Raw genomic sequence first — 24,075 nt, 5'->3', positions numbered from 1 at the left:
GCCGGCCGGGGGGGGCCCGGGCCGGGGGCCCGCCGCCCCCCGGGCCCCGCCCCGGGGGCCCCGCCTCTTCCCCCCCCCCCCCCCGGGGGGGGGGCGCCGGGGGGGGGCCCCCCACCTCAGCGCTTCCCGGACATCCAGTGGAACAGCCCCATCCCGACGCTGGTCGCCAGGTTGAAGCTGGACACCCCCGGCCGCATCGGCACCGCCACCAACCGGTCGGCGCGCGCCTTGAGTTCCGCCGAGACGCCGTGCCGCTCGGTGCCGAAGGCGAGCAGCGCGTCGTCCGGGAACGGCAGGTCCCGGATGTCGGCGCCCTCCGGGTCCAGCACGTACAGCGGGCCGTCCGGCAGCTCCGGCACGGCCAGCCGCTCGACCGCGGTGGCGAAGTGCAGGCCCGCGCTGCCGCGCAGCACGTTCGGGTGCCACGGGTCCAGGTCCCCGGTGGTCACCACGCCGGTGGCACCGAACCCGGCCGCCAGCCGGATCACCGCCCCGACGTTGCCCAGGTTCCGCGGGTTCTCCAGCACCACCACCGGCGCCTCGCGCGGCCGGGCGGCCAGCGCCGCCGCGTTGGCCCCGGCCGACGGCCGCACCGCCAGCGCGACCACCCCGGTCGGGTGCGGCCGCGGCGCCACCTGCCGCAGCGCGGGCTCCGGCACCTCCACCGCCAGCCGGTCCAGCGCGGCCACCACGTCCGGTGCCAACTCGGCCGCCAGCGCCAGCAGCGCCCCCCGGTCGGCGGTCAGCACCCGCCGCACCTCGCCGCCGAACCGCAGCGCGTGCTTCAGCGCGTGGAACCCGTCCAGCAGCACCACCCCGGGCTCACGCTCGACCACCCGCCACGCCCGCACGACCTCGTCATCCATGCCGCCCACTCTGTCACCCGGCCGGGTCCGGTCGAGAGGGCCTACGCGGACGACCCGCGCAGCGCCCGCTCCAGATCCCGCAGCGCCTGCCCGACCAGGCGCGTCCCCGCCCGCACCACGTCCCGCTGCACCCCGGCCGGTGCCCCCGCCAGCTCCTCCTCCAGCCGCGCCTGCGCGGCCCGCACCGCCTCGAACTCCACCGGCTGCCCGGTCAGCAGCGCGGCCGCCGCGAGCGCCGTCGCCAGCCGCAGCTCCTCCGCGTACTCCCCCGTCCCCGGCACCGGCTCGGCGTCCGCCGCCGGCAGGTGGGCCTCCAGCAGCACCGCCGCCCGCCCGAGGGCGCCCACCGCCGCCCGGGCGCGGTCGATCTGGCGCCGGCTCACCCCGGTCAGTCCGGTCTCGTGCCGCCCGGGTTCGGCGTCGGCCCGCTGCATCGCCTGGATCAGCTCGGCGCGTGCCTCCCGCGAGTCCAGCAGCGCGCTGCGCACCACCCGTCCGCGCGGCGCCGCCGGCTTCTCGTAGCAGGCGATCACCGAGCCCGCGTACCGTCCGGCCGCCGCCAGCCACTCGGCCAGCCGCTCCCCGAGCCGGGCGGTCTGCCAGGTCGGGAACAGCGCGTACGTGACGAGGGCGATCGACCCGCCGAACAGCGTCAGCCCGACCCGGTCGACGGCCGTCACCAGCGGGTTGCCCTCCTGCAGCCCGAGCAGGAACACCACGTACGTGGAGATGCCGACCGTGGTCAGCGCGTACCCGGTCCGGAACGCGAGGTACGACCCGCCGATGCAGATCACCGCCAGCGCGGCCAGCACCCACTCCCCGGGGTGGGTCAGCTGCACCACCAGGGTGGAGACGGCGACCCCGACCACCGTCCCGGCCAGCCGGGCGACGCCCCGGCTGTAGGTCTGCGCGAAGTCCGGCCGCATCACCATCGCGGCGGTCATCGGCGCCCAGTACCCGTGCTGGAACCCGGCCAGCCGGGCCAGCAGGTAGGCGACGGTGACCACCCCGGAGAGCCGGACGGCGTGCTGGAAGATCGCCGAGCGCGGCTGCAACTGCCGCCGCACGGCCCGGGCCGCCTCCGGCAGCATCCGGGCGATGGTCGGCTTGCGCAGCGCCCCGCCGGCCCCGACCACGGGCGTGGTGATGGTGTCCTCGTCGTTGCGGTCCAGGGTGTCCGCGGCCTTGCGCAGCAGCCCGCCGAGCCGCCGGGCGGAGCGCCGGGCCGCGCCCTGGAGCCGCGGGCCGTCGTCCGCGCCGACCAGGGTGAGCGAGGGTGCGGAGCGGGGCAGCCGGACCGGGTCACCGGTGCGGATCGCCCGGGCGAGGGCGTCCATGACCTCGGCGGCGGCCGCCAGCACCTCGCGGGCGCGGTCCCGCTCCGGCCCCTCCTCGGGGGCGCCCACCTTGGGGTCGGCGAGCGCGGCGATGGTGGGACGGATGCGCTCGGCGATGCCGCGCAGACCGCGCAGTTCGGGCGGCCGGTGGCGGTCCTGCCAGGGGGTGAGGGCGGCCGCGTTGCGGGCCGTGATGAACGGCTCCGGGTCCACGTGCGCGGTCGGGTCCTGCCGCAGCCGCCGGGCGTAGTCGGCGAGCTCGGCGTAGGTGTCGGCGAGCGCTTCGCGCTGGGCGGTCCAACTCCCGATCGGCCAGACGGTGATGACGACGGCCTGGACGACCCCGCCGAGGGAGGCGACCAGCCCGTGGCTGAGCGCGGTGCCCACGCTGACCGGGAGCTGCACGACGATCAGCATCACCGAGACGGTGTTGGTGGCGACCACCCCGGCGGTCGGACCGATCGCCCAGGCCAGCCCGGCGCCGAAGGCCCAGACCGCGAGCAGCACCGGGAACAGCCCGGGCACCCCGGCGGCCAGGTAGCCGAGGAAGGTGCTGGCGCCGAGTCCGACCCCGGCCGCGACGGCGAGCGAGGCCCGCGGCCGGAAGCTGCGCTGGAAGGTGGCCGAGCCGGCGATGAACGCGCCCATCGCGGCCGAGGTGCCGAGCGCGACCCCGCCGATCGCGAGGGTCGGGAAGAGCACCACCGCCACCGCGACCGCCCCGCGCACCGCCCGCTTGGGGTCGGTGAGCGCCCGGTCCAGGGTGAGCCCGGTCCGCGCGGTGTCACGAAGTGCGGCGAACCAGGACATAGCGACATCCTAGGGTGCCGGTGCGCGTCGGATCCCGCTCATCCGGCGCAGCCGCGCCGCCGCCCACAGCAGTGCCCCGGTCGGCAGGAACACCGCGTCCGCCGCGATCATCGCGAGCGAGAACACCGGCAGCCCGAGCACCACCGCGATCCCCACGTGCTCCAGCACCATGACGGCCAGCAGCCCGTTCTTGACCCGCCGGTTGAGCAGCGTGAACGGGAACGCCACCTGGAGGACCACGGTGCCGTACGAGATCAGGAAGACCGGCAGCAGCGCCGAGCCGACCAGCGCGGACAGCCCCGGCCAGGGGGTGAAGTAGTCCAGGTGCAGCGGGTAGTACAGCGCGGTGCCGTCCTGCCAGCGCGAGCCCTGCACCTTGTACCAGCCGGCCGTGGCGTAGATCAGCACCACCTCGACGGCGATCACCAGCATCGCGCAGTTGTGCACCATGTTCGCCAGCGCGTCGAGCACCGCCCGTGGCTCGCCGTCCGGCCGTAGCCGGCCGAGCGTCCACCACAGCCCGGCCACCACCCAGAGCCCCCAGAACAGCGGCGCCCACCCGAGGTACGGGAAGGCCCGGTCGGTCCAGGTCAGGCCGTCCCCGGCGAAGCCGCCGAACTGGCAGACCGCCAGGACGGCCCCCAGCACCGCCCAGAGCACCACGCCCGCGCGTCCGTCGCGGGCCCGGCCGGAGGCCGGGCGAGCGTCCAGCGACCAGACCTCCGCGCAGCGGGTGAAGACCAGGTAGACCGCCATCAGGTGGACGACGTTGTCGCCGCCGTCACCGAGGAAGACGTCGCGGTTCTGCAGGGACAGCACGGTGACCAGGAACAGCACCGTGCTCGCCCTGGTCCGCCAGCCCAGCAGCACGGCCAGGGCCGCCAGCACCGCCACGTGGTAGACCAGCTCGAACCAGAGCCGCCCGCCGGACCAGGGCAGCACGGTGAACGCCCCGGTGTCGGCCAGCAGCCCGTCGGCGAGCTCCGCCGACCATGGGGAGCGGTCGCCGTACAGCACCCGCCGGTGCGGCCACTCGCGCAGCAGGTGGGCGAGCCAGACCAGCCCGAAGCCGATCCGCACCGCCGCGGCCTGGTGCCGGCCGAGCACCTGTCCGGTGAAGGCCCCCATCGCCCGGCCGAGCCGCGCCCCCGGCCCGGCCACCGTCGACCGGCCCGCTCCGGCCTGGGCCGGCACGCCGCCCGACGACGGCGTGCCGTCCGGCTGAACCGTTCCGTCCGGCAGCGCCGTTGCCCCGTTCATCCGAGCAGCCCCCGGTAGTCCTCGTCCGCCACCGGCCACCACGGCAGCTCCCGCACCCGCGGCGCCGCCGGCGCGGCCTCACCGCTCCAGGACGGCGGTGCGACGGTCACCGCGGTCGACCGGAACTGGATCTCCCGGACCGGTTCGCCGTCCGCCTCCCGGCCGATCCGCTGCAGGGCGATCCGCTTCAGGTACTGCTCGGCCAGGCCGCCGCGCGGGGAGGTCGACGACTCGTCCTGCGGGTTGTGCGAGCCCTCGTAGAAGTCCCAGGCCCGGCGCAGCAGGTTCTGCTGGACGTGGCTGGGCGCCGGGTTGCCCCGTATCGCGGCGATGTCCTGCGCGGTCAGCCCGATCCAGTCGCGGGTGCGGGTCGTCCCGTCGGGCGCGACGGTGCGGACCCTCGCGTCCACGGTCACATTCTGCTGGAGCGGGTTGGGCGCGAACAGCTTCCAGTTCTGCTCGAACTCCGGGTACACCACGCCGTCGACCTCGTCCCGGTACAGCCGGGACACCGAGTTGGCGGGTGCGACGTGCAGGAACACCGCGGCGAGGAACAGCCCGGTGCCGCCGGCCAGCACCGCCGCGGCGAACCCGAGGACCAGCTGCGCGGGCTTCGACCAGACCCTCCCGGTCGCCGGACGGTCAGTCCTCTGCGCCATGGCCTCCCCGCCCGGTCGGCGGGCGCCGCCGACCCGGTGCCGACGCGCTCGCGCGCGCCCATCCTGCCCTACGGGGGGACGGGCGCCGCGCCGCCGTCAGTCGTCCTCGGCCTCCCTCAGAGGACGAAGGCCTCCTGGCCGGTGCTGCTCACCATCGGACGGCCCGCGCCCTGCCACGCGTACATCCCGCCGTCCACGTTCACCGCGTCCCGGCCCTGCTGCACCAGGTACTGGACGACCTGCGCGGAGCGGCCGCCGACCCGGCAGAGCACGTACAGCTTCTCGTCCGGCAGTTCGCCGAGGCGGGCGATCACCTCGCCGATCGGGATGTGCAGCGCGCCGTCCACGTGGCCGGCGTCCCACTCGTCCTGCTCGCGCACGTCCAGCAGGGCGGCTTCGGCGGGCACGGCGGCGGCGTCGGAGGAGGGGATCTGCGGGAACATCGTGTGGCTCTCCTGGGATGTTGTCGGGTGCGTGCCATTGTCGCCCACCGGCGCCGGCCCGTGGCCGTCCACCGGGCCCGGTCCGTCGCCGAGCAGCCGCCGCAGCTCGGCCTGCCGCTCGGCGGCCTTGGCCAGCAGTTCCTCGGCGAGCTGCTCCAGCAGCCGGTCCGGGTCCTGTGGGGCGAGGGCGAGCAGCCGGCCCATCGGGGTCTGCTCCAGCCGGACCTGCTCGGCGGCGATCTCGCCGATCTTGGCGGTCAGCCAGTCCAGCCGGCGGCGCAGCCAGTCCGAGCGGTCGGGGGAGTCGACGGCCGGAGCGGCTTCCGGCGCGGTGGACCACTCGGCGGCCAGGCCCTCCAGCGCGGCCGCGTCCCCGCCCGCGTAGGCCTCGTTGACCCGGGCCAGGAAGGCGGCCCGGCGCTGCTGCTCGCCCGGGTCGGTGGTCAGGTCGGGGTGGGCGCGGCGGACCAGCTCGCGGTAGATCCGCTGGGCCTCCTTGCCGGGCCGTACCCGCCGCGGTGCGGCGGGCGGCGGCGGGGCGGCCTCCCCGTCCTGGCCGGACTGCTCGCGCACCGAGTCGAACAGCGCGTCCAGGTCGGGAAGCTCCTCGACCTGCTGCCGTGCCTCGGCGGCCCGGCGCAGGTCCTCCGGCCGGCCGGTGCGGGCCGCGACCGCCTCGGCGACCAGCGCGTCCAGCTCGTCCAGCCTGGCGTAGAGCGGGCCGAGCAGCTGGTGGTGGATCAACGCGAAGTTGTCGATCTCGACCCGCAGCGTCTGGACGTCCACGTCCATGCTGAGCCAGGCGAGCTCGGCGGCGGCGACCCGCTCCTCCAGCTCCTGCCGCTCCGGGTCCGTCCAGTGGGCGGGGCTCTGCGCGCTCACGTCTCGCCTCTGTCTCGTCCGGCCGACTGCGTCCTGCGGGCCCACCCGTACGGGCGGTCCGGCCTGCCACCCTACCGCCGTGTTCGCGCACCCCGTCCAGGTGAACCGGGGGTGCGAACCGGCGCGCGGCGCCCGACACACAACCGATCCTGAGGAATCTCCCCGTTTCGGTGTCGAGCCCGGCCCCGTCCGTGCTTCGCTGGTATCCACACAGCGTGCCTTCCTCCGGAGAGACGGCCGCCCCCAGGGCGCGGCGGCCAGGACGGGAGCAGAGCGGATCCATGGTGGCCGAGTCCAACTCCACACCGCGGCCGGCGGGCGACGGTACCGCGCCGGGCGACCACCCGACGGGTGTGGCCGCCCTCGTCCGGCTCGTCCCCGTCCTGATCGACCGGTCCGGCCGGATCGCGCAGTGGGGCCGGGCCGCCGAGGAACTGTTCGGCCACCGCTCCGAGGTCGCCCACGACCGCCCGGCCTCCGGCCTGCTGCCCGCCGTGGAGTCCCGGGTGCACGACCGGTGCTCCGTGCGCCGCCACTGCGACGCCTTCGACACCCTCGCCGAGCGGACCGCCGACGGCCGCCCCTGGGCCGGCCGGCTGGCCGTCACCGACCGCGAGGAACACCAGCGCGACGTGCTCTGGTGGGCGTACCCGCTGCCCGGCCCGTCCGGCGGACTGCTCGCACTGGCCGCCGACGCCCGCCCGCTGCGCACCACCGGGCCACGGCTCGCGCTCGGCGAACGGCTGCTCCCGTTCGCGGCCGCGCCCGGCGCCCGGGGCGGCTTCCACGCCGTGTCCGCGGCGCTCACCCCGGCGCGTCAGCCGGTGCCCGAGCCACTGGCCCGGCTGCTGCCCGCCGGCCACCGCGGGGCGCTGCTGGCCGCGCTGGAGCAGGGCGGGCTGCCCGCGCTGCGGCTGGACCCGGCCACCGTGCTGCCGGTGCTGCCCGCCGACGCCCAGCCCGGTACGGCGCACGCGGCCGCCGGGCTCGGCCGCCGCTACCCGACGCCCCAGCAGCGGGCGGCCAGGGTCGGCCCGCCGCCGCAGCCCGAGCAGGGCGCGCCCGGCCGCCGTCAGCCCGGGCCGCTGCCCGTCCAGCGCGAGGCCGCCCAGTCCGCCGTCCCCTCCGCCGTCCGGCCGACGGCCGCCGTCGGCGGAGCCGCGACGGGCGGCGGCCCGTCCGTCCCTCCCCCCGCCTCCGAGCGGGAGGCCCCGCCCGACGCAGGAGCCACCGCCATCGAACCCACCGCGACCGTGCCCACCGCCGTCGGGGCGTCCGCCGACGCCCACCCGCCGCTGCGCGCCGACCGGACCCCGCCCGCCACCGTGCCGGTCCCCGGCCCCGCGGACGGCGAGGGCCCGCCCGGCGGCCGGCTCGGCCCGTTCCTCACCAACGGGCAGGCCGGCGAGCAGCTGGCCCTGCTGAACGAGGTCGGCGGCAAGGTCGGCACCACCCTGGACCTCGGCTTCACCGCCCACGAGCTGTGCCGGGTCCTGGTCCCCCGGGTCGCCGACTTCGCCTGCGTGGACCTGGTGGACGGGCTGATCTCGGACTCCGAGCTGCCGGCCGTCCGGCCGGACGACGACACCATGCTGCGCCGGGTCGCCCTGGTCTACAACGAGACCGGCGGCGCCTGGGACCACGTGCTCGCCGAGGGCTCGCTGGTCAGCATGCCGCGCCGCACCCCGCCCGGGATGGCCCTGCAACTGAACCAGCCGGTGCTGGTCCCGGTGGTCAGCCCGGACGTCGCGGTCGACTACGCGATCGCGCTCGGCGGCGCCCGGCTGGCCCCGGTGGTGACCGGCCGTTCGATGCTGGTCGTCCCGCTCTCCGCCCGCGGCACCGTACTGGGCATCCTCAAGCTGCTCCGGCTGCCGGACCGCGCCCCCTTCGACGAGAGCGACGCCGCGACCCTCAAGGAGCTGGCCGTCCGCGCCGCGCTCTCCCTGGACAACGCCCGGCTGCACCGCGCCGAGGCGCGGGTCGCCACCACCCTGCAGCGCTCGATGATCCCGACCCGCCCGCCGCAGATCCCCGGCGTGCAGGTCGCCCACCGCTACCTGCCCGGCGATCCGAAGGCCGAGGTCGGCGGCGACTGGTTCGACGCGATCCAGCTGCCCGGCAGCCGGGTCGCCCTGGTGGTCGGCGACGTGATGGGCCACGGCCTCCACTCGGCGGCCGCGATGGGCCGCTTCCGCACCGCCATGCAGACCCTCGCCGCCCTGGACCTGCCGCCCGGCCAGCTGCTGCGCCACCTGGACAACCTGGCCCACAAGCTCGGCGACGACCACCTCGCGACCTGCCTGTACGCGGTCTACGACCCGATCAACCGGACCTGCGAGCTGGCCAGCGCCGGCCACGTCCCACCCGTCCTGGTGCACCCGGACGGCACCGGCGAGCTGCTGGAGATCCCGGCCGGGGCGCCGATCGGCGTCGGCGGAGTGCCGTTCGTCGCCAAGACCATCGACGTCTCGGACGGCTCGATGCTCGTCCTGTGCACCGACGGCCTGGTCGAGGTCCGGGGCGGCGACATAGGGGCCGGTCTGGCCGCGCTCTGCGGCAACCTGATCGACCCGCAGCAGAGCCCCGAACAGGCCTGCGACGAGGTGCTGCGACGGCTGCACTCGGAGGACCGCAAGGACGACGTCGCCCTGCTGGTGGCCCGGTTCGACGGGGTCGCCCCGTCCGAGGTGGCCACCTGGGACCTCACCGTGGACCACCGCGAGGTCCGCCGGGCCCGCTCGCTGGTCCGCGAACAGCTGGCCGGCTGGCACCTGGAGGCGCTCAGCGACACCACCGAACTGCTGGTCAGCGAACTGGTGACGAACGCCGTCCGGGTGGCCCGGGACACCGTGAAGCTCCAGCTGATCCGGGTGGACAAGCTGCTGGTCGAGGTCAGCGACGACAACCACAACCTGCCCTCGCTGGAGCCGGCCGAGCAGCTCGGCGAGACCGGCCGCGGCCTCACCCTGGTCACCAAGCTCGCCGAGCGCTGGGGCACCGCCCGCAAGGCGGTGGGCAAGGTCGTCTGGTTCGAGCTCCCGCTCCCGCACGCCTGACGGCCGCCCGGCCCCGGAACGCCGAACGGCCGCGCACGGACGTCCGTACGCGGCCTGAGGAGCCTTCCTGTCAGGGGATGACGGCCCCCGCCGAGCGGCGCCGCCGGGCCTCCACCGCGACCTCCATCGAGGCGGTCGCGGCCACCGAGGCGGCGGCGCCGACCCCGGCCAGCACCCGCGGCCAGAAGTCCCCGAAGACCTCGACCGAGACGGCGATCAGCAGCGCGGTGACCACCGCGACGACGTGCTCCAGACCGGCCAGGTTCGGCAGCACGACCGCCTCGCCGACCATCACCGCCACCACCAGGCCGGCGGTGTACCAGGCCCGGCTGCGGAACGCGATGCAGATCGCCAGCGCCACCACCGCGGCCGACGGCCCGGTGTCCCGCACGTAGGCGACCCACTTCGGGAAGCCGAACAGGTGGTGCGGCCCGATCGCCACGCCGACCCGGGCGAACAGCGTGCCCGCCAGGGTGCAGGCGTAGGCGACCACCAGGGTCATCCGCCGGCCGAGCACGATCTCGGCGATCGAGAAGACCACGAACACCTGGGCCAGCGCCCCCCAGACCGGCAGGTCCAGCGCCGGCACGTACAGGGAGAGCGGGGTCCGCAGCAGCGACACGTCCAGCGGCAGCGCCGCCCGCACCACCCCGATGTTGTTGACGAAGCGCTCGCCGCCCGGCAGGTGCTGGACGATGCTGAACAGCAGGATCAGAAACGTCGCCACGGAGGCCAGCGGGACAGCGGCGAACTTCTTTCGCACCACCGCGTCCCGGACCGTCGCGAACAACGTTCCCCACTCGGCGACAGCGGCCGATCTGGCGATTGCCAGCGGCCCCTTTCGCACGCCCCCCGCGTGGGTCCTGTGAATCACAACCGTTTCTCCGAATCCCCGAACTCTCGACTACTCCAACATTAGAAGCCGATCAACAAAGCCACATCGGCACGAATGGGGATGGTGGTCATCCTCAGGGGGGAGGCAATCCCCCCATCGGACCCCCATTTCGGCCGACCGGCTCCCTCCGCCCCCCGACGGAGGGCTACCCCTTCCCGTCCCGGGCCGCCACCGGAACCCGGGGCGCCACCACGGCGGCCCGGGCGTGCCGGCGGTGGAACAGGGCGGGCAGGCTCGGCGCGACGATGAAACCCTCGGCGCGCGCGCTCGCGATGCCGATCCGCGGAATCTCGCTGCTCTTCTCGAAGAGCAGGTAACGCGGCTCCCAGATCGGCCGGTACTTGGCATTGGCGCGGTACAACGACTCGATCTGCCACCAGCGCGAGAAGAAACCCAGGGTCGAACGCCACAGCCGCAGCACCGGACCGGCACCGAGGCGCGAACCGCGCTCGAAAACCGAGCGGAACATCGCGAAGTTCAACGAAACCCGCTTCAGCCCGACCTCGTCGGCGCGCTGCAGCAGCTCGATGACCATGAATTCCATCAGGCCGTTCTCGGTGTCCCGGGCCCGGCGCATCAGGTCCAGCGAGAGCCCGTCCGGGCCCCACGGCACGAAGCTCAGCAGCGCCTTCAGCTCGCCGTCCCCGTCGTGGCACTCCAGCATCACGCAGCGGCCGTCGCCCGGGTCGCCGAGCCGGCCGAGCGCCATCGAGAAGCCGCGCTCGGTCGCCCCGTCGCGCCACTCGTCGGCCTTGGCCACCAGCTCGGCCATCTCCGCCTCCGAGATGGCCTCGTGGCGGCGGATCCGCACCGTGTACCCGGCCCGCTTGACCCGGTTGTAGGCCTGCCGGACCACCCGCATCGCACGGCCGTCCAGCGAGAACTCGTCCAGCTCGACGATCGCCTCGTCGCCCAGCTCCAGCGCGTCCAGCCCGTGCCGGGCGTAGATCACCCCGGCCTCCTCGGAGGCCCCCATCACGGCCGGCGCCCAGGCGTGCTCTCGGGCTTCGGCCAGCCAGGCGTCGATCGCGCCCGGCCAGGCCTCCGGGTCGCCGATCGGGTCGCCGGAGGCGAGCGAGACGCCGCCGATCACCCGGTAGGTGACCGCCGCCTTGCCGCTGGGGGAGAAGACCACCGCCTTGTCCCGGCGCAGCGCGAAGTAGCCGAGCGAGTCCCGGTCGCCCTGCTTGTCCAGCAGGCCGCGCAGCTTCGCCTCGTCCTCGGCGGTGAGCAGCTCCTTGCCGCGCGGGCTGCGGAACGCCACGTACAGCACCAGCAGGAAGAGCACCGCGCCCATCGCGTTGATCGCGGCGTTCACCCAGGTCGGCGCGGCGATCACCGAACGCAGGTGCTCGGACGGGGTGATCGTGATCATCCGGCCGACCGAGTACCGGAACAGGTCCCAGAAGCCGGCGCCGGTCAGCTCGTTGGTCATCCAGACCAGCAGTGCCCCGACCCCGCCGCCGAACGCCAGCCCGCCGACGAAGGTGGCCGCCGCGGTCTTCGGGTTGGAGCTGTCGCCCTTGGACGTGAACTCCCTGCGCCCGATCAGCAGCGCCAGCACGAACAGGCAGGTCAGGACCGTGGAGAAGTAGTTGAGCGGGTGCGCGTCGAAGCGCTCGCTCGGCACCACCATCGCCGCCAGGTAGAGCAGCGCGAACATGCCGCCGAGCGCCGTGTTGAAGATCCACGCGGCCCGCTTGCGCCGTCGCATCGCGATCGCGAGGAACACCGAGAGCACCGCGCTGGCCAGCCCGGCCGTCATCAGGTACGGGGTGAAGTACTCACCCTCGTTGTGCTCGTAGACCTGGTCCCGGAAGGGCACCAGCAGCACCGTCGCCACGTTCAGCAGCGCGATCAGGCGCAGGTACCAGACGGAGACCGCGGCAGCCCTCGGGCCCCAGCGGTCGAGCACGCCGCCGGGCCGGGGCTCCTGGGTCGCGGCGGACGGCTCCGACTTCACAGTGGACGACACAGCTCAATTCCAAACGATCAGATGGTGGGGCGCATCCGCAAACGGCCCGACGCCAGGCGCCCGCACGGCCCGACGGACTGACCGGCGACCTTTCCCGGCCGACCGCCCGAGTGGAGAGGCAGCCGAAAAGGGTCAGCCAACTCCATGTTTCCTCACCGAAGCTGAGAATTGCGTGAACCGGGTAGCGGATTCCCACCCCCGCCGAACGGCGGGGGTCGGCATCCCCGATGCGTTCGGCACCCCGCCCCCACTGCACCTACTCTCAAGACGACCCACGCGGACCGCCCCGACCCGGCCGCCCGAACCGAGGAGGCACCATCACCACCACCCGCGTGCTGATCGTCGACGACGAGATCCTGGTCCGCTCCGGCCTCGGCCTGATCGTCGGCTCCGCCGGCGACCTCGAAGTGGTCGGCGACTGCTCCGGCGGACAGGCCGAGGAGTACGTCCGGCGGCTGCGCCCACACGTGGTGCTGCTCGACATCCGGATGCCCGACCTCGACGGGATCTCCGTGCTGCGCCGCCTGCGCGCCCTGCCCGACCCGCCCGCCGTGGCGATGCTCACCACCTTCGACAGCGACGAGTACATCGGCACCGCGCTGCGGGCCGGCGCGGCCGGCTTCCTGCTCAAGGACACCGCCCCCGACCAGCTGGTGCACGCCGTCCGGGTGCTCGCGGCCGGCGGCAACATCCTCTCCCCGACCGTCACCCGCGCCGTGATCGGCGGCTACGTGGACGGCGGCGGCCCGGACGCCGAGGCCACCTCGCTCGCCCGCACCCTCACCGGCCGTGAGCTCGACGTGCTCGCGCTGCTCGGCGAGGGCCTGTCCAACGCCGAGATCGCCGACCGGCTCTTCCTCGGCACCGGCACGGTCAAGGACCACATCAGCGCGATCCTCGGCAAGCTCGGCGCCGCCAACCGGGTCCAGGCCGCCGTGCTGGCCCACCGGGCCGGGCTGGTCCGGCCCAAGCCCGGCGACGGGGCATGACGGCCGCCGAGCAACTGCCGTCCGGACGGCTGCCGGCCTGGTGCACCGCCCCCTGGCTGATGCTGCTGCTGCCCGTCCTCTACTCCCTGCTGGACGCCGCCCTGGTCGCCCGGGACGCCGCCTGGTGGCAGATGGCGCTGTCCACGCTGGCCGCCGTCGCCCTGTTCTGGCGCCGCCGCTTCCCGGTGGTGGCGCTGCTGCTCACGATGCCGGGCAGCTGGGTGGACGAGATCTGGCTCGCCCCGATCACGGCCGTCTACTCGGTGGCCGCCGAGCGCCCCCGCCCCCGGATCGTGATCCCCTGCGGCGTCCTGTTCGCCCTGGTCGAGTTCTTCCACTGGCCGCTGCCCCAGGACGTCATGGACCTCAGCCGGAACACCGCGCTGGACGCCATCCAGGCCGTGATGCTGGCCGCCGGACCGGCCGCCACCGGCCTGCTCGCCCGCACCCGGCGGGAGCTGGCCGCCCGCCTGGACGAGCTGACCCGCGGCCAGGAACGGGAGAGCCGGCTGCTCGCCGAGCGGGTCCTGATCAGCGAGCGCGGACGGCTGGCCCGGGAGATGCACGACGTGGTCTCGCACCAGGTCAGCCTGATCAGCATCCAGGCCGGTGCGCTCCAGGTGAGCAGCACCGACCCGGCCGCGGTGGGCGCCGCCCGCACCATCCGCGAACTGTCCGTCCGGACCCTGAACGAGCTGCGTCAGATGGTCGGGGTGCTGCGCGGCACCGGCGGCGGGCTGCCGGACGCCCCGCTCGCCCCGCAGCCCCGGCTGGCCGACCTGCCCCGGCTGATCGAGCAGAGCGGCCTGGCCGCCGACACCGAGCTGGTCCCCGGCGACCGTCCGTGGCCGGAGGCGGTCGAGCGGGCCGCCTACCGCACCGTCCAGGAGGCGCTCACCAACATCACCAAGTACGCGCCGGAGGCGGCGGTGCGCGTACGGGTCCGGGCGAAGGGCCGTCGGCTGCGGGTCGAGGTCCGCAACGGGGCCCCGCCGGTGCACCCGGCCGAGACCCTGCCCGGCGGCGGCCACGGTCTGGTCGGCCTGCGCGAGCGCGCTCAGCTGCTGGGCGGCACCCTCACCGCCGGGCCGACCCCGGACGGCGGCTTCGAGGTCCGCGCCGACCTCCCGGCCGGCCAGGGCTGATCCGGCCCGCGACGGGCGCGACGGCCCGGGAAAAACAAAAAAGCCCCGCAGATCCGTAGATCTGCGGGGCTTCGCTGTGCGCGAGGGGGGAGTTGAACCCCCACGCCCTTTCGGGCACTGGAACCTGAATCCAGCGCGTCTGCCTATTCCGCCACCCGCGCATGGGTGTCGTCTTCGTTGCCGACCGATCTTCCGAACCGCTCGGTACCATCGGTACTTCGCGCTTCTTTCGACCGGCCTCCCTTCCGGGCGGCCCTTCCGACATGGAAAACATTAGCACGACCTGGGGGGCTGCTCCGAATCCGTTGTCCGGCAGGCCCACGGCATTCGAACGGACACCCGGCGAACGCCCGCGCGAACGCCGCGAGGACGCCCTGTCGGGAACGCCTGGCGTGCCGTGCCCGACATGCGTCACCCTGTGTGTCCGAGCCCACCCCCCGGGCACCACACGGTCCGGGAACCGTACGGAAGGGCTCGGCGTGGATACGATCAGTACGGAAGTACCGCAAGTAGGAGGCGCGACCGGGTCTCCGGCGGGACGCGGCCGGCAGGCAGGCGAACGAACCCTGGAAGGGGGTGCCCCATGGGAGTGCTGAAGAAGTTCGAGCAGCGACTCGAGGGTCTCGTCAACGGCACCTTCGCGAAGGTGTTCAAGTCCGAGGTCCAGCCCGTGGAGATCGCCGGAGCGCTGCAGCGCGAGTGCGACAACAACGCGAGCATCTGGAACCGCGACCGCACCGTCGTGCCGAACGACTTCATCGTCGAGCTGAGCCCGCACGACCACGAGCGGCTCAGCCCCTACTCCGGGCAGCTCGGCACCGAGCTGGCCGGCATGGTCCGCGAGTACGCGGAGGCCCAGCGGTACACCTTCATGGGCCCGCTCCAGGTGAACCTGGAGAAGGCCGACGACCTGGACACCGGCCTGTACCGGGTGCGCAGCCGCACCCTCGCCGCCGAGGAGCCCCAGCAGCAGCAGTACCCGCCGCAGCAGCCCGGCTACGACCGTCCGCCGGCCGCTCCGGCCCCCGGCGCACCGTGGCAGCAGCCCGGCGCCGGCCAGTACAACGCGCCCCCGCCGCCGGCCGCGCCCCCCGCGATGCCTCCGGGCCCGCCCGCGCCCGCCGGCGGAAACGTCCGTGCCTTCCCCGGCGCCGGCCACGGCGGCACCGCGATGCGCCGCTGGGTCGAGGTGAACGGCGCCCGGTACCAGATCTCCGGATCGGCCTGCGTGCTCGGCCGGTCGACCGAGGCGGACGTCCGGGTCGACGACCCCGGGGTCTCCCGCAAGCACGCCGAGATCCGGCCCGGCACTCCTTCGATGGTGCTCGACCTGGGCTCCACCAACGGGATCGTGGTGGACGGACAGCACACCCAGCGCGCTACGCTCCGCGACGGCTCGCGAATCGTCGTGGGCTCCACCACCATCGTCTACCGGCAGGTCGAAGGGTAGTGTCCGAATTGTTCGCGCGCCTCGCTCACCGTCTGGCGGGACGGCCATGTCAGAACTGACCCTCACGGTCATGCGGCTGGGCTTCCTGGCCGTGCTGTGGCTGTTCGTCATCGTCGCGATCCAGGTGATCCGCAGCGACCTGTTCGGCACCAAGGTGAACCCGCGGTCCTCCCGCCGCGGCTCCGGCGTCGCGACCGGCGCCGGCGCGGCCACCACGACCGCCGCACGCGCCGCGGCACCGGCCCCGGCGCCGGCCGCGGCGGGCCAGACCCAGGGCGGCGGCGGCCGCCGCCGCGGCGGCCCGACCCAGCTCGTCGTGGTCCAGGGCTCGCTGGCCGGCACCACGGTGGCGCTCCAGGGCCAGACCATCACGCTCGGCCGCGCGCACGACTCCACCATCGTGCTGGACGACGACTACGCGTCCTCCCGGCATGCCAGGATCTATCCGGATCAGACTGGGCAGTGGACAGTCGAGGATCTAGGCTCCACCAACGGCACCTATCTGGACCGGCAGCGCCTGACCGCGCCCACTCCGCTCCAGCCGGGCACGCCGATCCGTATCGGCAGGACCGTCATCGAACTGCGGAAGTAGTAGCGCATGAGGGACAGCATCCCGTCCATGACCCAGAGGGGGGCACAGGTCGCATGACCCTGATGCTGCGCTTCGCCGCCGGCTCCCACAAGGGACTGATCCGGGAGGGGAACGAGGACTCCGGCTACGCCGGGCCGCGGCTGCTGGCCGTGGCCGACGGCATGGGCGGCGCCGCGGCCGGCGAGGTCGCTTCCTCCGAGGTGCTCGGCTCGATCGTCCGGCTGGACGAGGACGTGCCGGGCGCCGACCTGCTGACCCTGCTGGGCGACGCCGTCCAGGGCGCCAACGACCGGCTCCGGCAGATGGTCGAGGAGGACCCGCAGCTGGAGGGCATGGGCTGCACCCTGACGGCCATGCTGTGGACGGGCCAGCGGATGGGCATGGTGCACGTCGGCGACTCCCGCGCCTACCTGCTGCGCGACGGTTCGCTGGCCCAGATCACCCAGGACCACACCTGGGTGCAGCGCCTGGTCGACGAGGGCCGGATCACGCCCGAGGAGGCCGAGACCCACCCGCAGCGCTCGCTGCTGATGCGGGCGCTGGACGGCCGCGGCCAGGTCGAACCCGACCTGTCGATCCGCGAGGTCCGGGCCGGCGACCGCTACCTGATCTGCTCCGACGGCCTCTCCGGCCCGGTCAGCCACCAGACCCTCCAGGACACCCTGGGCAGCTACTACTCGCCCGAGCAGACCGTGCAGGAGCTGATCCAGCTCGCCCTGCGCGGCGGCGGTCCGGACAACATCACCTGCATCGTGGCGGACGTCATCGACGTCGGTGCCACGGACACCATGAGCGGCCAGTTCAACGACGTCCCGGTGGTGGTCGGCGCGGTCGCCGACGCCCCGCCGTCGTCCACCGCCACCGACCGCTCGATCGCGGACACCCCGGCCGGCCGCGCCGCCGGCCTCGGCCGCGGCCCCCAGGGCGCCTTCGGCCCCGCCGAGGGCTACGAGGAGGGCGGGGCGCCGGGCGGCTTCGGCCCCGCCGAGGGCTACGAGGGCGGGTACGGCTACGGCTCCGGCGAGCCCTCGGTGTACGGCACCGAGGACTTCGACGAGGAGCAGCCCCCGAAGCGCAGGCGCAGGGGCCTGACGATCTCGATGGCCGTCCTGGTCACGCTCGGCCTGCTCGGCGGCGCCGGCTGGTTCGGCTACCAGTGGACCCAGGACCAGTACTACGTCGGCACCCAGGACGACCACGTCGCGATCTACCAGGGCATCAACCAGAACCTGGCCGGGCTGAGCCTGTCCTCGGTGCACTCCTCGTACAGCCAGATCCAGCTGAAGTGGCTGCCCGAGGACCAGCAGGCGCACGTGAAGAAGACCATCTCGGTCGGCAGCCTCAACGACGCCCAGACGACGGTCACCGAGCTCGACAACTGGGTCCAGCTGTGCCGCCGGGCCGCCAAGCCCGCCACCCAGGCCACCCCGGCGCCCGGCCAGGCCGCGCCGGCCGCGTACCTGGCGACCACGCCCACCCCGACCGAGAAGAAGGTCCTCCCGGGCACGGCGGCACCGAGCACCGCGCCCGCGACCACGCCGTCGCCGATCGCTCCGGCGGCGCCCGTCCCGGTGCCGAACGCCACCCCGCCGGCCGCCGGCGCGCAGGGCGACGCCCCGTTGACCGACGACGAGCTCAGCCGGGCCAACGCCTGCCCGAAGCAGTGACGTCCGTGATCCGACATAGGAGCGCCCCGAGCGGGCGAGCCGGCCGTCAGGGAGCGGTCACCACGTGAGCAGCTACGACCTGAGCGAACAGCCCACCCGGGCCGGCCGGCGCCGGGCGGCGGAGCGCGCCGTCCCCCGGCGGCGCGGCAACACCACCATCTCCCCGCAGGAGACGCCCAACCGGCGCAACACCGAGCTGGCCCTGCTGGTCTTCGCGGTGCTGCTGCCGGTCCTCGCGTACGCCAACGTCGGCCTCGCGATGGACGGCAAGCTCCCGGCCGGCATGCTCGGCTACGGACTCGGCATGGGTGCCCTGGCCCTCGTCGCGCACCTGCTGGTGCGCCGCTTCGCGCCGTACGCGGACCCGCTGATGCTGCCGATCGCCACCCTGCTGAACGGGCTCGGGGTGGTGATGATCTGGCGTCTGGACAAGGCGGGCAAGCTGCTCAGGGGCAACTACCCGGCGGCCGAGAACCAGCTGATGTGGTCGGCCCTCGGGATCGCCGGCTTCATCGGGGTGATGGTCCTGCTGAAGGACCACCGGGTGCTCCAGCGCTACACCTACATCTCGATGGTGGTCGCCCTGGTGCTGCTCGCCGCACCGGCCTTCTTCCCGTCCCGGGCGGAGGACTTCGGCGCCAAGATCTGGATCCGGATGGGCAGCTTCTCCATCCAGCCCGGTGAGTTCGCCAAGATCGTCCTGACCGTGTTCTTCGCCGGCTACCTGATGGTCAAGCGGGACGCCCTGGCGCTGGCCAGCCGCCGGTTCATGGGCCTGTACCTGCCGCGCGGCCGCGACCTCGGCCCGATCGTCGTGATCTGGCTGCTCAGCCTGCTGATCCTGATCTTCGAGAACGACCTGGGCACGTCCTTCCTGTTCTTCGGCCTGTTCGTGGTGATGCTCTACGTCGCCACCGAGCGGACCAGCTGGATCCTGTTCGGCCTGCTGATGTCGGTCGGCGGCGCGGTCGCGGTCGCCTCGACCGCCAGCCACGTCAAGGTCCGCATCGACGCCTGGCTCGACCCGATGGCCGCCTTCGGCGCGAACCCGCCGAAGGGCGCCACCGAGCAGATCGGCCAGTCGCTGATGGCGCTCGGCTCCGGCGGCGTCACCGGCTCGGGCCTGGGCCAGGGGCGTTCCTGGCTGATCGCCTTCGCCGCCAAGAGCGACTTCATCCTGGGCTCCTTCGGCGAGGAGCTGGGACTGACCGGTCTGATGGCGATCTTCCTGCTGTACGCGCTGCTGGTGCAGCGCGGTCTGCGCACCGCGCTCGCCGCCCGCGACCCGTTCGGCAAGCTGTTCGCCGTCGGCCTCTCCTCCGCGATGGCGATCCAGGTCTTTGTCGTCGCCGGTGGTGTCACCGGGCTGATCCCGCTCACCGGTATGACCATGCCGTTCCTCGCCCAGGGCGGTTCGTCCGTGGTCGCCAACTGGGCGCTGGTCGCGATCCTGCTGAAGATCAGCGACAGCGCCCGCCGACCCGGGGTCGAACCGGCCCCGGCCCCCGAGGGCCAGGGAGGACCCACCCGATGAACAAGCCGATCCGCCGGGTCTCGATCTTCTGCCTCGTGCTGATCCTGGCCCTGATGGTGCGCACCAACTGGGTGCAGGGCGTCCAGGCCGAGGCCTGGGCCACCAACAAGAACAACAAGCGCCAGCTGTACGACCGGTACGCCCACCCGCGCGGCAACATCATCGTCAGCGGTCAGCCGGTCACCAGGTCCGACTTCGTCGACGGTCTGCGCTACAAGTACAAGCGCTCCTGGGTCGACGGCCCGATGTACGCCCCGGTGACCGGCTACTCCTCCCAGGCCTACGGCTCCAGCCAGCTGGAGAACCTGGAGGACGGCATCCTCTCCGGCACCGACGACCGGCTGTTCTTCCGCAACACCCTGGACATGCTGACCGGCGAGCAGAAGCGCGGCGGCGACGTCGTCACCACCATCAACGCCAAGGTCCAGAAGGCCGCCTTCGACGCGATGGGCAACAAGAAGGGCGCGGTGGTCGCCCTCGACCCGAAGACCGGCGCGATCCTCGGAATGGTCTCCACCCCCTCCTACGACCCCGGCACCTTCGCCGGCGGCGAGAAGGCCGACCAGGACGCCTGGAAGGCCCTCGACGCGGACCCGAACAAGCCGACGCTCAACCGGGCGCTGAAGGAGACCTATCCGCCCGGCTCGACCTTCAAGCTGGTCACCGCGACCGCGGCGTTCGAGAACGGCCGGTACCAGAGCATCGACGACGCCACGGACACCCCGGAGCCGTGGGTCCTGCCCGGCACGACCACCCAGCTGAAGAACGAGAGCCCGAACGAGCGCTGCGAGAACGCCACCGTCAAGTCCGGGATGGACCAGTCCTGCAACACGGTCTTCGCCAAGATGGGCGCGGACCTGGGCAAGGAGCGGATGCGGGCGCAGGCCGAGAAGTTCGGCTTCAACAGCACGATCGACACCCCGGTCCGCTCCGAGAAGAGCGTCTTCCCGGACAGCTCGAGCCCGGACGGCACCGCCCAGGACTCGATCGGCCAGCACGACACCCGCGCCACCCCGCTCCAGATGGCCATGGTCTCCGCCGCGATCGCCAACAACGGCAGCCTGATGCAGCCGTACCTGGTGGCCGAGGAGCGCTCGGCCACGCTGACCACCATCTCCAAGCACACCGAGAAGCAGTTCTCCCAGGCGATGAGCGCCGACACCGCCAAGAAGATGCAGGACCTGATGGTCTCGGTGGTCGAGAACGGGACCGGCACCAACGCCAAGATCCCCGGCCTCCAGGTCGGCGGCAAGACCGGCACCGCGCAGCACGGCGAGGACAACGCCGGGCTGCCGTTCGCCTGGTTCACCTCCTGGGCCAAGACCCCGGACGGCCAGTCGGTCGCGGTCGCGGTGGTGGTCGAGGACGGTTCCCAGAACCGCGACGGCATCAGCGGCGGCCGGCTCGCGGCCCCGATCGCCAAGGCGGTGATGCAGGCCGCACTCGGCAAGTAGGAGCGCCGGTCCGGGGTGAGGGGAATGTCACGATGACCAGTCCCGTCCGGATACCGGTCTGATATCGGCCGACGGCTGACTCCGGCCCGGTGCGGCACGACCGGTAGCGTATCCGCCAGCAGCGGGTGTGCCCGTTGCCGCCCGCGAGACACCGAACGGCCCGGCCGGAGCACGGTCGCGGACCACGCGGAGTCACCCAGGAGCGTGCGGGGACACCTACGTCACAACCTCACCGGCGGGTGAGGGAGAGGGTCGGAAGTATGGAAGAGCCTCGTCGCCTCGGCGGCAGGTACGAGCTCGGCGGCGTCCTCGGACGCGGCGGCATGGCCGAGGTGTACCTCGGCCATGACACCCGGCTCGGCCGCTCCGTCGCAGTGAAGACGCTCCGGGCCGACATGGCCCGGGATCCGTCGTTCCAGGCCCGCTTCCGCCGCGAGGCGCAGTCCGCGGCGTCCCTGAACCACCCCGCGATCGTCGCCGTGTACGACACCGGCGAGGACTACATCGACGGCATCTCCATCCCGTACATCGTGATGGAGTACGTCGAGGGGTCCACGCTGCGCGAGCTGCTGCACTCCGGCCGCCGGCTGCTGCCCGAGCGGGCGCTGGAGATGACCATCGGCATCCTCCAGGCCCTGGAGTACTCGCACCGGGCCGGCATCGTGCACCGCGACATCAAGCCGGCCAACGTGATGCTGACCCGCCAGGGCAACGTCAAGGTGATGGACTTCGGCATCGCCCGTGCGATGGGTGACGCCGGGATGACCATGACGCAGACCTCGGCCGTCATCGGCACCGCCCAGTACCTCTCCCCCGAGCAGGCCAAGGGCGAGCAGGTCGACGCCCGCTCCGACCTCTACTCCACCGGCTGCCTGCTCTACGAGCTGCTGACCGTCCGCCCGCCGTTCGTCGGCGACTCGCCGGTCGCGGTGGCCTACCAGCACGTCCGGGAGGAGCCGCAGCCGCCGTCCGTCTTCGACCCCGAGGTGCGCCCCGAGGTCGACGCGATCGTGCTGAAGGCGCTCGCCAAGGACCGCGACTACCGCTACCAGACCGCCGACGAGATGCGCGACGACATCGAGCGCTTCCTCGACGGCCTGCCGGTGGCCGCCGCCCAGCAGGCCGCGTACGGCATGGGAGCGGCCGGCTACGGCTACGACCAGAACGGCTACCCGCAGCAGCACGACCCGTACGGCCAGACCAACGTGCTGCCGCAGCAGCCCGGCGGCGGCCCGACCACCCTCCTGCCGCAGGCCTCCGGGCAGCCCGGCTACGGGCAGCCGGGCGGCTACCAGGACGACGGCTACGGGCAGACCTACGCCGGCGCCGCGGGCGGCGGCAACGACGACGGCTACGGCCGCGGCGGCCGGCGGGGCGAGGACCAGCCGAAGAAGAGCAACACCTCCTGGATCGTGCTGGCGGTGGCCGCCGTGCTGGTCCTGGTCGGCACCTTCTTCGTCGCCCAGGCGATGTTCGCCGACAAGGGGAAGACGGACCCGCCGAAGGTCACCGCACCGAACCTGGTCGGCAAGACCCTGGCCGAGGCCAAGACGGCCGCCACCGGGGCCGGTCCCAAGCTGGTGGTGACCGAGGGCGAGAAGATCGCCTGCCCGGACGCCAACATCAAGAAGGACCAGGTCTGCGCCCAGAACCCGGTGTCGGGCACCCAGGTCGCCGAGAACGCGACCATCACGGTGCAGATCTCCTCGGGCCCGGCCAAGGCGCCGGTCCCCAGCGTGGTCGGCAAGCCCAAGGACCAGGCCACCAAGGCCCTCAACGACCTCGGCTTCGCCAACGTCACCACCGAGTACAAGGACGACGACACCGCGGCGCAGGACACCGTCACCGCCCAGGACCCGGCGGCCAACGCGTCCGTCGACCCGAACACGCCGATCAAGCTGACCGTGTCGCAGGGCAAGGCCAAGGTCAACGTGCCGAACGTGGTCGGCGCCCAGAAGGAGGACGCGCAGAACACCCTCCAGGGCCTCGGCTTCCAGGTGGACACGTCGAAGACCGCGACGACCAACGACCCGACCAAGGTCAACACCGTCGCCTCGCAGTCGGTCCAGGCCAACACCAAGGCCCCGGCCAACACCAAGATCGCGCTGACGATCTACAAGGCGCCGGAGAAGGTCCAGGTCCCGCCGCTGGCCAACGTCAAGCTCGGCGACGCCGCGAACCAGCTGAAGGCGCTCGGCCTGACCTACTCCGTGGTCAACGGCCAGCCGGACCCGAACGCGATGGTGCAGCAGAGCAACCCGTCGGCCGGCACCCCGGTCGACCCGAACACCCAGATCCAGCTGTGGATCAAGGCGGCCGAGCCGCCCAAAGGGGGAGACGCCACCACCACACCCCCCAAAGGGGACCACTAGGCCTCCCGTATTCCCCTGGTTCGGCTGAACCGGGGCCGGGAGCCCGGGTAACCCCCCAGCACCCCCGAGGGCCCGCCACAAGCACGGTGGCGGGCCCTCGGGCGTTCGTCCGGCCGTTCGTCCGGCCGTTCCGGCTCAGCCGCGCAGCTCCGGCGGCGGGGTGCGGTTGGCGTCCATGTCGTCCACCCGCACCAGGCTGCCCCAGACCGCCATCCGGTAGCGCGAGGTGTACACCGGCGTGCAGGTGGTCAGGGTGATGTAGCGGCCGGGGCCGGCGTAGCCGGAGCGGGCCGGGACGGGAGCCACGATGCCGGTGTCGTACTTGGAGGTCTCCGCCAGGGTGTTGTCGACCCGGTAGACGTACCACTTGTCCTTGGTCTCGACCACGACCGCGTCGCCCTTGTGGACGGCGTCCAGGTCGTGGAACTTGGCGCCGTGGCCGTCCCGGTGGGCGGCCAGGGAGAAGTTGCCCTGCTCGTCCCAGGGCATCGCGGCCTTGTACGGCTGCTCGTAGACGCCCGCCACGCCCTCGTCCAGGACGTCGGTGGAGGTGCCCATCCGGATCAGCACCTGGAAGTTCCGGCCCATCGCCGGGACGTGCAGGAAGCCGACGTCGTCCCCGACCGCGAACTGCCTCGGCCCGGTCGCGGCGCCGGCGGAGCCGGCCGGCCCGGCGGACGGGCCGG

General features: G+C 73.4%; 17 protein-coding genes and 1 tRNA gene. 9 read left to right on the top strand and 9 right to left on the bottom strand.

What is annotated here, in order from left to right:
• Window positions 1–116: 116 nt before the first annotated feature.
• The 5 genes from ACFRAR_RS26215 to ACFRAR_RS26195 form a co-directional block, all read right to left on the bottom strand.
• A complete protein-coding gene (locus ACFRAR_RS26215) occupies window positions 117–866 on the bottom strand; it encodes a TrmH family RNA methyltransferase (RefSeq protein WP_380700637.1) in 750 nt (249 codons plus the stop codon).
• A gap of 41 nt (window positions 867–907) precedes the next feature.
• The gene (locus ACFRAR_RS26210; protein ID WP_380700636.1) at window positions 908–3,013 is read right to left on the bottom strand and encodes an FUSC family protein; all 2,106 of its coding nucleotides are present in this window, start codon (window positions 3,011–3,013) and stop codon (window positions 908–910) included.
• Between the two features lie 9 nt (window positions 3,014–3,022).
• Entirely contained in the window at window positions 3,023–4,273 is a 1,251-nt protein-coding gene (locus tag ACFRAR_RS26205) for an HTTM domain-containing protein (RefSeq protein ID WP_380700635.1), read from the bottom strand.
• A complete protein-coding gene (locus tag ACFRAR_RS26200) occupies window positions 4,270–4,932 on the bottom strand; it encodes a DUF5819 family protein (protein ID WP_380700634.1) in 663 nt (220 codons plus the stop codon). The genes ACFRAR_RS26205 and ACFRAR_RS26200 overlap by 4 nt, the downstream gene beginning before the upstream one ends.
• 116 nt (window positions 4,933–5,048) lie before the next feature.
• A complete protein-coding gene (locus ACFRAR_RS26195) occupies window positions 5,049–6,257 on the bottom strand; it encodes a rhodanese-like domain-containing protein (protein ID WP_380700633.1) in 1,209 nt (402 codons plus the stop codon).
• Between the two features lie 215 nt (window positions 6,258–6,472).
• Between ACFRAR_RS26195 and ACFRAR_RS26190 the strand changes: the two genes are divergently transcribed.
• Window positions 6,473–9,316: a SpoIIE family protein phosphatase gene (locus tag ACFRAR_RS26190; RefSeq protein WP_380700632.1), complete on the top strand. Its 2,844-nt coding sequence runs from the start codon at window positions 6,473–6,475 to the stop codon at window positions 9,314–9,316.
• Window positions 9,317–9,386: 70 nt separating this feature from the next.
• On the opposite strand, the gene ACFRAR_RS26185 is transcribed toward ACFRAR_RS26190, so the two are convergent.
• Window positions 9,387–10,079 carry a hypothetical protein gene (locus ACFRAR_RS26185; RefSeq protein WP_380700631.1) on the bottom strand — a complete coding sequence of 231 codons (693 nt, stop codon included), beginning with the start codon at window positions 10,077–10,079 and terminating at the stop codon, window positions 9,387–9,389.
• Window positions 10,080–10,356: 277 nt separating this feature from the next.
• A complete protein-coding gene (locus ACFRAR_RS26180) occupies window positions 10,357–12,126 on the bottom strand; it encodes a phosphatidylglycerol lysyltransferase domain-containing protein (RefSeq protein ID WP_380700657.1) in 1,770 nt (589 codons plus the stop codon).
• Window positions 12,127–12,524: 398 nt separating this feature from the next.
• On the opposite strand from ACFRAR_RS26180, the gene ACFRAR_RS26175 reads away from it, so the two are divergent.
• Entirely contained in the window at window positions 12,525–13,175 is a 651-nt protein-coding gene (locus tag ACFRAR_RS26175) for a response regulator (protein ID WP_380700656.1), read from the top strand.
• Window positions 13,172–14,320, top strand: coding sequence for a sensor histidine kinase (locus ACFRAR_RS26170; RefSeq protein WP_380700630.1), 1,149 nt, complete (start codon window positions 13,172–13,174; stop codon window positions 14,318–14,320). Before ACFRAR_RS26175 ends, ACFRAR_RS26170 begins: the two co-directional genes overlap by 4 nt.
• Window positions 14,321–14,397: 77 nt before the next feature.
• On the opposite strand, the gene ACFRAR_RS26165 is transcribed toward ACFRAR_RS26170, so the two are convergent.
• Window positions 14,398–14,481 (bottom strand) — tRNA-Leu (locus ACFRAR_RS26165).
• 422 nt (window positions 14,482–14,903) lie between these two features.
• Here ACFRAR_RS26165 and ACFRAR_RS26160 point away from each other — a divergent pair.
• The 6 genes from ACFRAR_RS26160 (at window position 14,904) to pknB (ending at window position 23,389) form a co-directional block, all read left to right on the top strand.
• Window positions 14,904–15,770 carry an FhaA domain-containing protein gene (locus ACFRAR_RS26160; protein ID WP_380700629.1) on the top strand — a complete coding sequence of 289 codons (867 nt, stop codon included), beginning with the start codon at window positions 14,904–14,906 and terminating at the stop codon, window positions 15,768–15,770.
• A 46-nt stretch (window positions 15,771–15,816) separates the two neighbouring features.
• Window positions 15,817–16,362 carry an FHA domain-containing protein gene (locus tag ACFRAR_RS26155; RefSeq protein ID WP_380700628.1) on the top strand — a complete coding sequence of 182 codons (546 nt, stop codon included), beginning with the start codon at window positions 15,817–15,819 and terminating at the stop codon, window positions 16,360–16,362.
• Between the two features lie 53 nt (window positions 16,363–16,415).
• Window positions 16,416–18,029, top strand: coding sequence for a protein phosphatase 2C domain-containing protein (locus ACFRAR_RS26150; protein ID WP_380700627.1), 1,614 nt, complete (start codon window positions 16,416–16,418; stop codon window positions 18,027–18,029).
• Between the two features lie 157 nt (window positions 18,030–18,186).
• On the top strand, window positions 18,187–19,563 hold the full coding sequence (locus tag ACFRAR_RS26145) for an FtsW/RodA/SpoVE family cell cycle protein (protein WP_380700655.1): 1,377 nt from the start codon (window positions 18,187–18,189) through the stop codon (window positions 19,561–19,563).
• Window positions 19,560–21,017 carry a peptidoglycan D,D-transpeptidase FtsI family protein gene (locus tag ACFRAR_RS26140; RefSeq protein ID WP_380700626.1) on the top strand — a complete coding sequence of 486 codons (1,458 nt, stop codon included), beginning with the start codon at window positions 19,560–19,562 and terminating at the stop codon, window positions 21,015–21,017. Before ACFRAR_RS26145 ends, ACFRAR_RS26140 begins: the two co-directional genes overlap by 4 nt.
• A 260-nt stretch (window positions 21,018–21,277) precedes the next feature.
• Complete coding sequence (gene pknB, locus ACFRAR_RS26135) at window positions 21,278–23,389, top strand: Stk1 family PASTA domain-containing Ser/Thr kinase (protein WP_380700625.1); 2,112 nt, start codon at window positions 21,278–21,280, stop codon at window positions 23,387–23,389.
• 135 nt (window positions 23,390–23,524) lie between these two features.
• Here pknB and ACFRAR_RS26130 read toward each other — a convergent pair.
• On the bottom strand, window positions 23,525–24,075 hold a 551-nt coding region (locus tag ACFRAR_RS26130; RefSeq protein ID WP_380700624.1), incomplete at its 5' end, for a class E sortase.

The organism is Kitasatospora sp. NPDC056651 (assembly GCF_042792155.1).
GTDB lineage: Bacteria > Actinomycetota > Actinomycetes > Streptomycetales > Streptomycetaceae > Kitasatospora.
This window is presented reverse-complemented; position numbering and strand designations above follow the sequence as displayed.

Bases quoted from the DNA above. Each gene is read 5' to 3' on its own strand.
- ACFRAR_RS26215 (WP_380700637.1), bottom strand. From the start codon at position 866: ATGGATGACGAGGTCGTGCGGGCGTGGCGGGTGGTCGAGCGTGAGCCC.
- ACFRAR_RS26210 (WP_380700636.1), bottom strand. From the start codon at position 3,013: ATGTCCTGGTTCGCCGCACTTCGTGACACCGCGCGGACCGGGCTCACC.
- ACFRAR_RS26205 (WP_380700635.1), bottom strand. From the start codon at position 4,273: ATGAACGGGGCAACGGCGCTGCCGGACGGAACGGTTCAGCCGGACGGC.
- ACFRAR_RS26200 (WP_380700634.1), bottom strand. From the start codon at position 4,932: ATGGCGCAGAGGACTGACCGTCCGGCGACCGGGAGGGTCTGGTCGAAG.
- ACFRAR_RS26170 (WP_380700630.1), top strand. From the start codon at position 13,172: ATGACGGCCGCCGAGCAACTGCCGTCCGGACGGCTGCCGGCCTGGTGC.
- ACFRAR_RS26160 (WP_380700629.1), top strand. From the start codon at position 14,904: ATGGGAGTGCTGAAGAAGTTCGAGCAGCGACTCGAGGGTCTCGTCAAC.
- ACFRAR_RS26155 (WP_380700628.1), top strand. From the start codon at position 15,817: ATGTCAGAACTGACCCTCACGGTCATGCGGCTGGGCTTCCTGGCCGTG.
- ACFRAR_RS26150 (WP_380700627.1), top strand. From the start codon at position 16,416: ATGACCCTGATGCTGCGCTTCGCCGCCGGCTCCCACAAGGGACTGATC.
- ACFRAR_RS26140 (WP_380700626.1), top strand. From the start codon at position 19,560: ATGAACAAGCCGATCCGCCGGGTCTCGATCTTCTGCCTCGTGCTGATC.
- pknB (WP_380700625.1), top strand. From the start codon at position 21,278: ATGGAAGAGCCTCGTCGCCTCGGCGGCAGGTACGAGCTCGGCGGCGTC.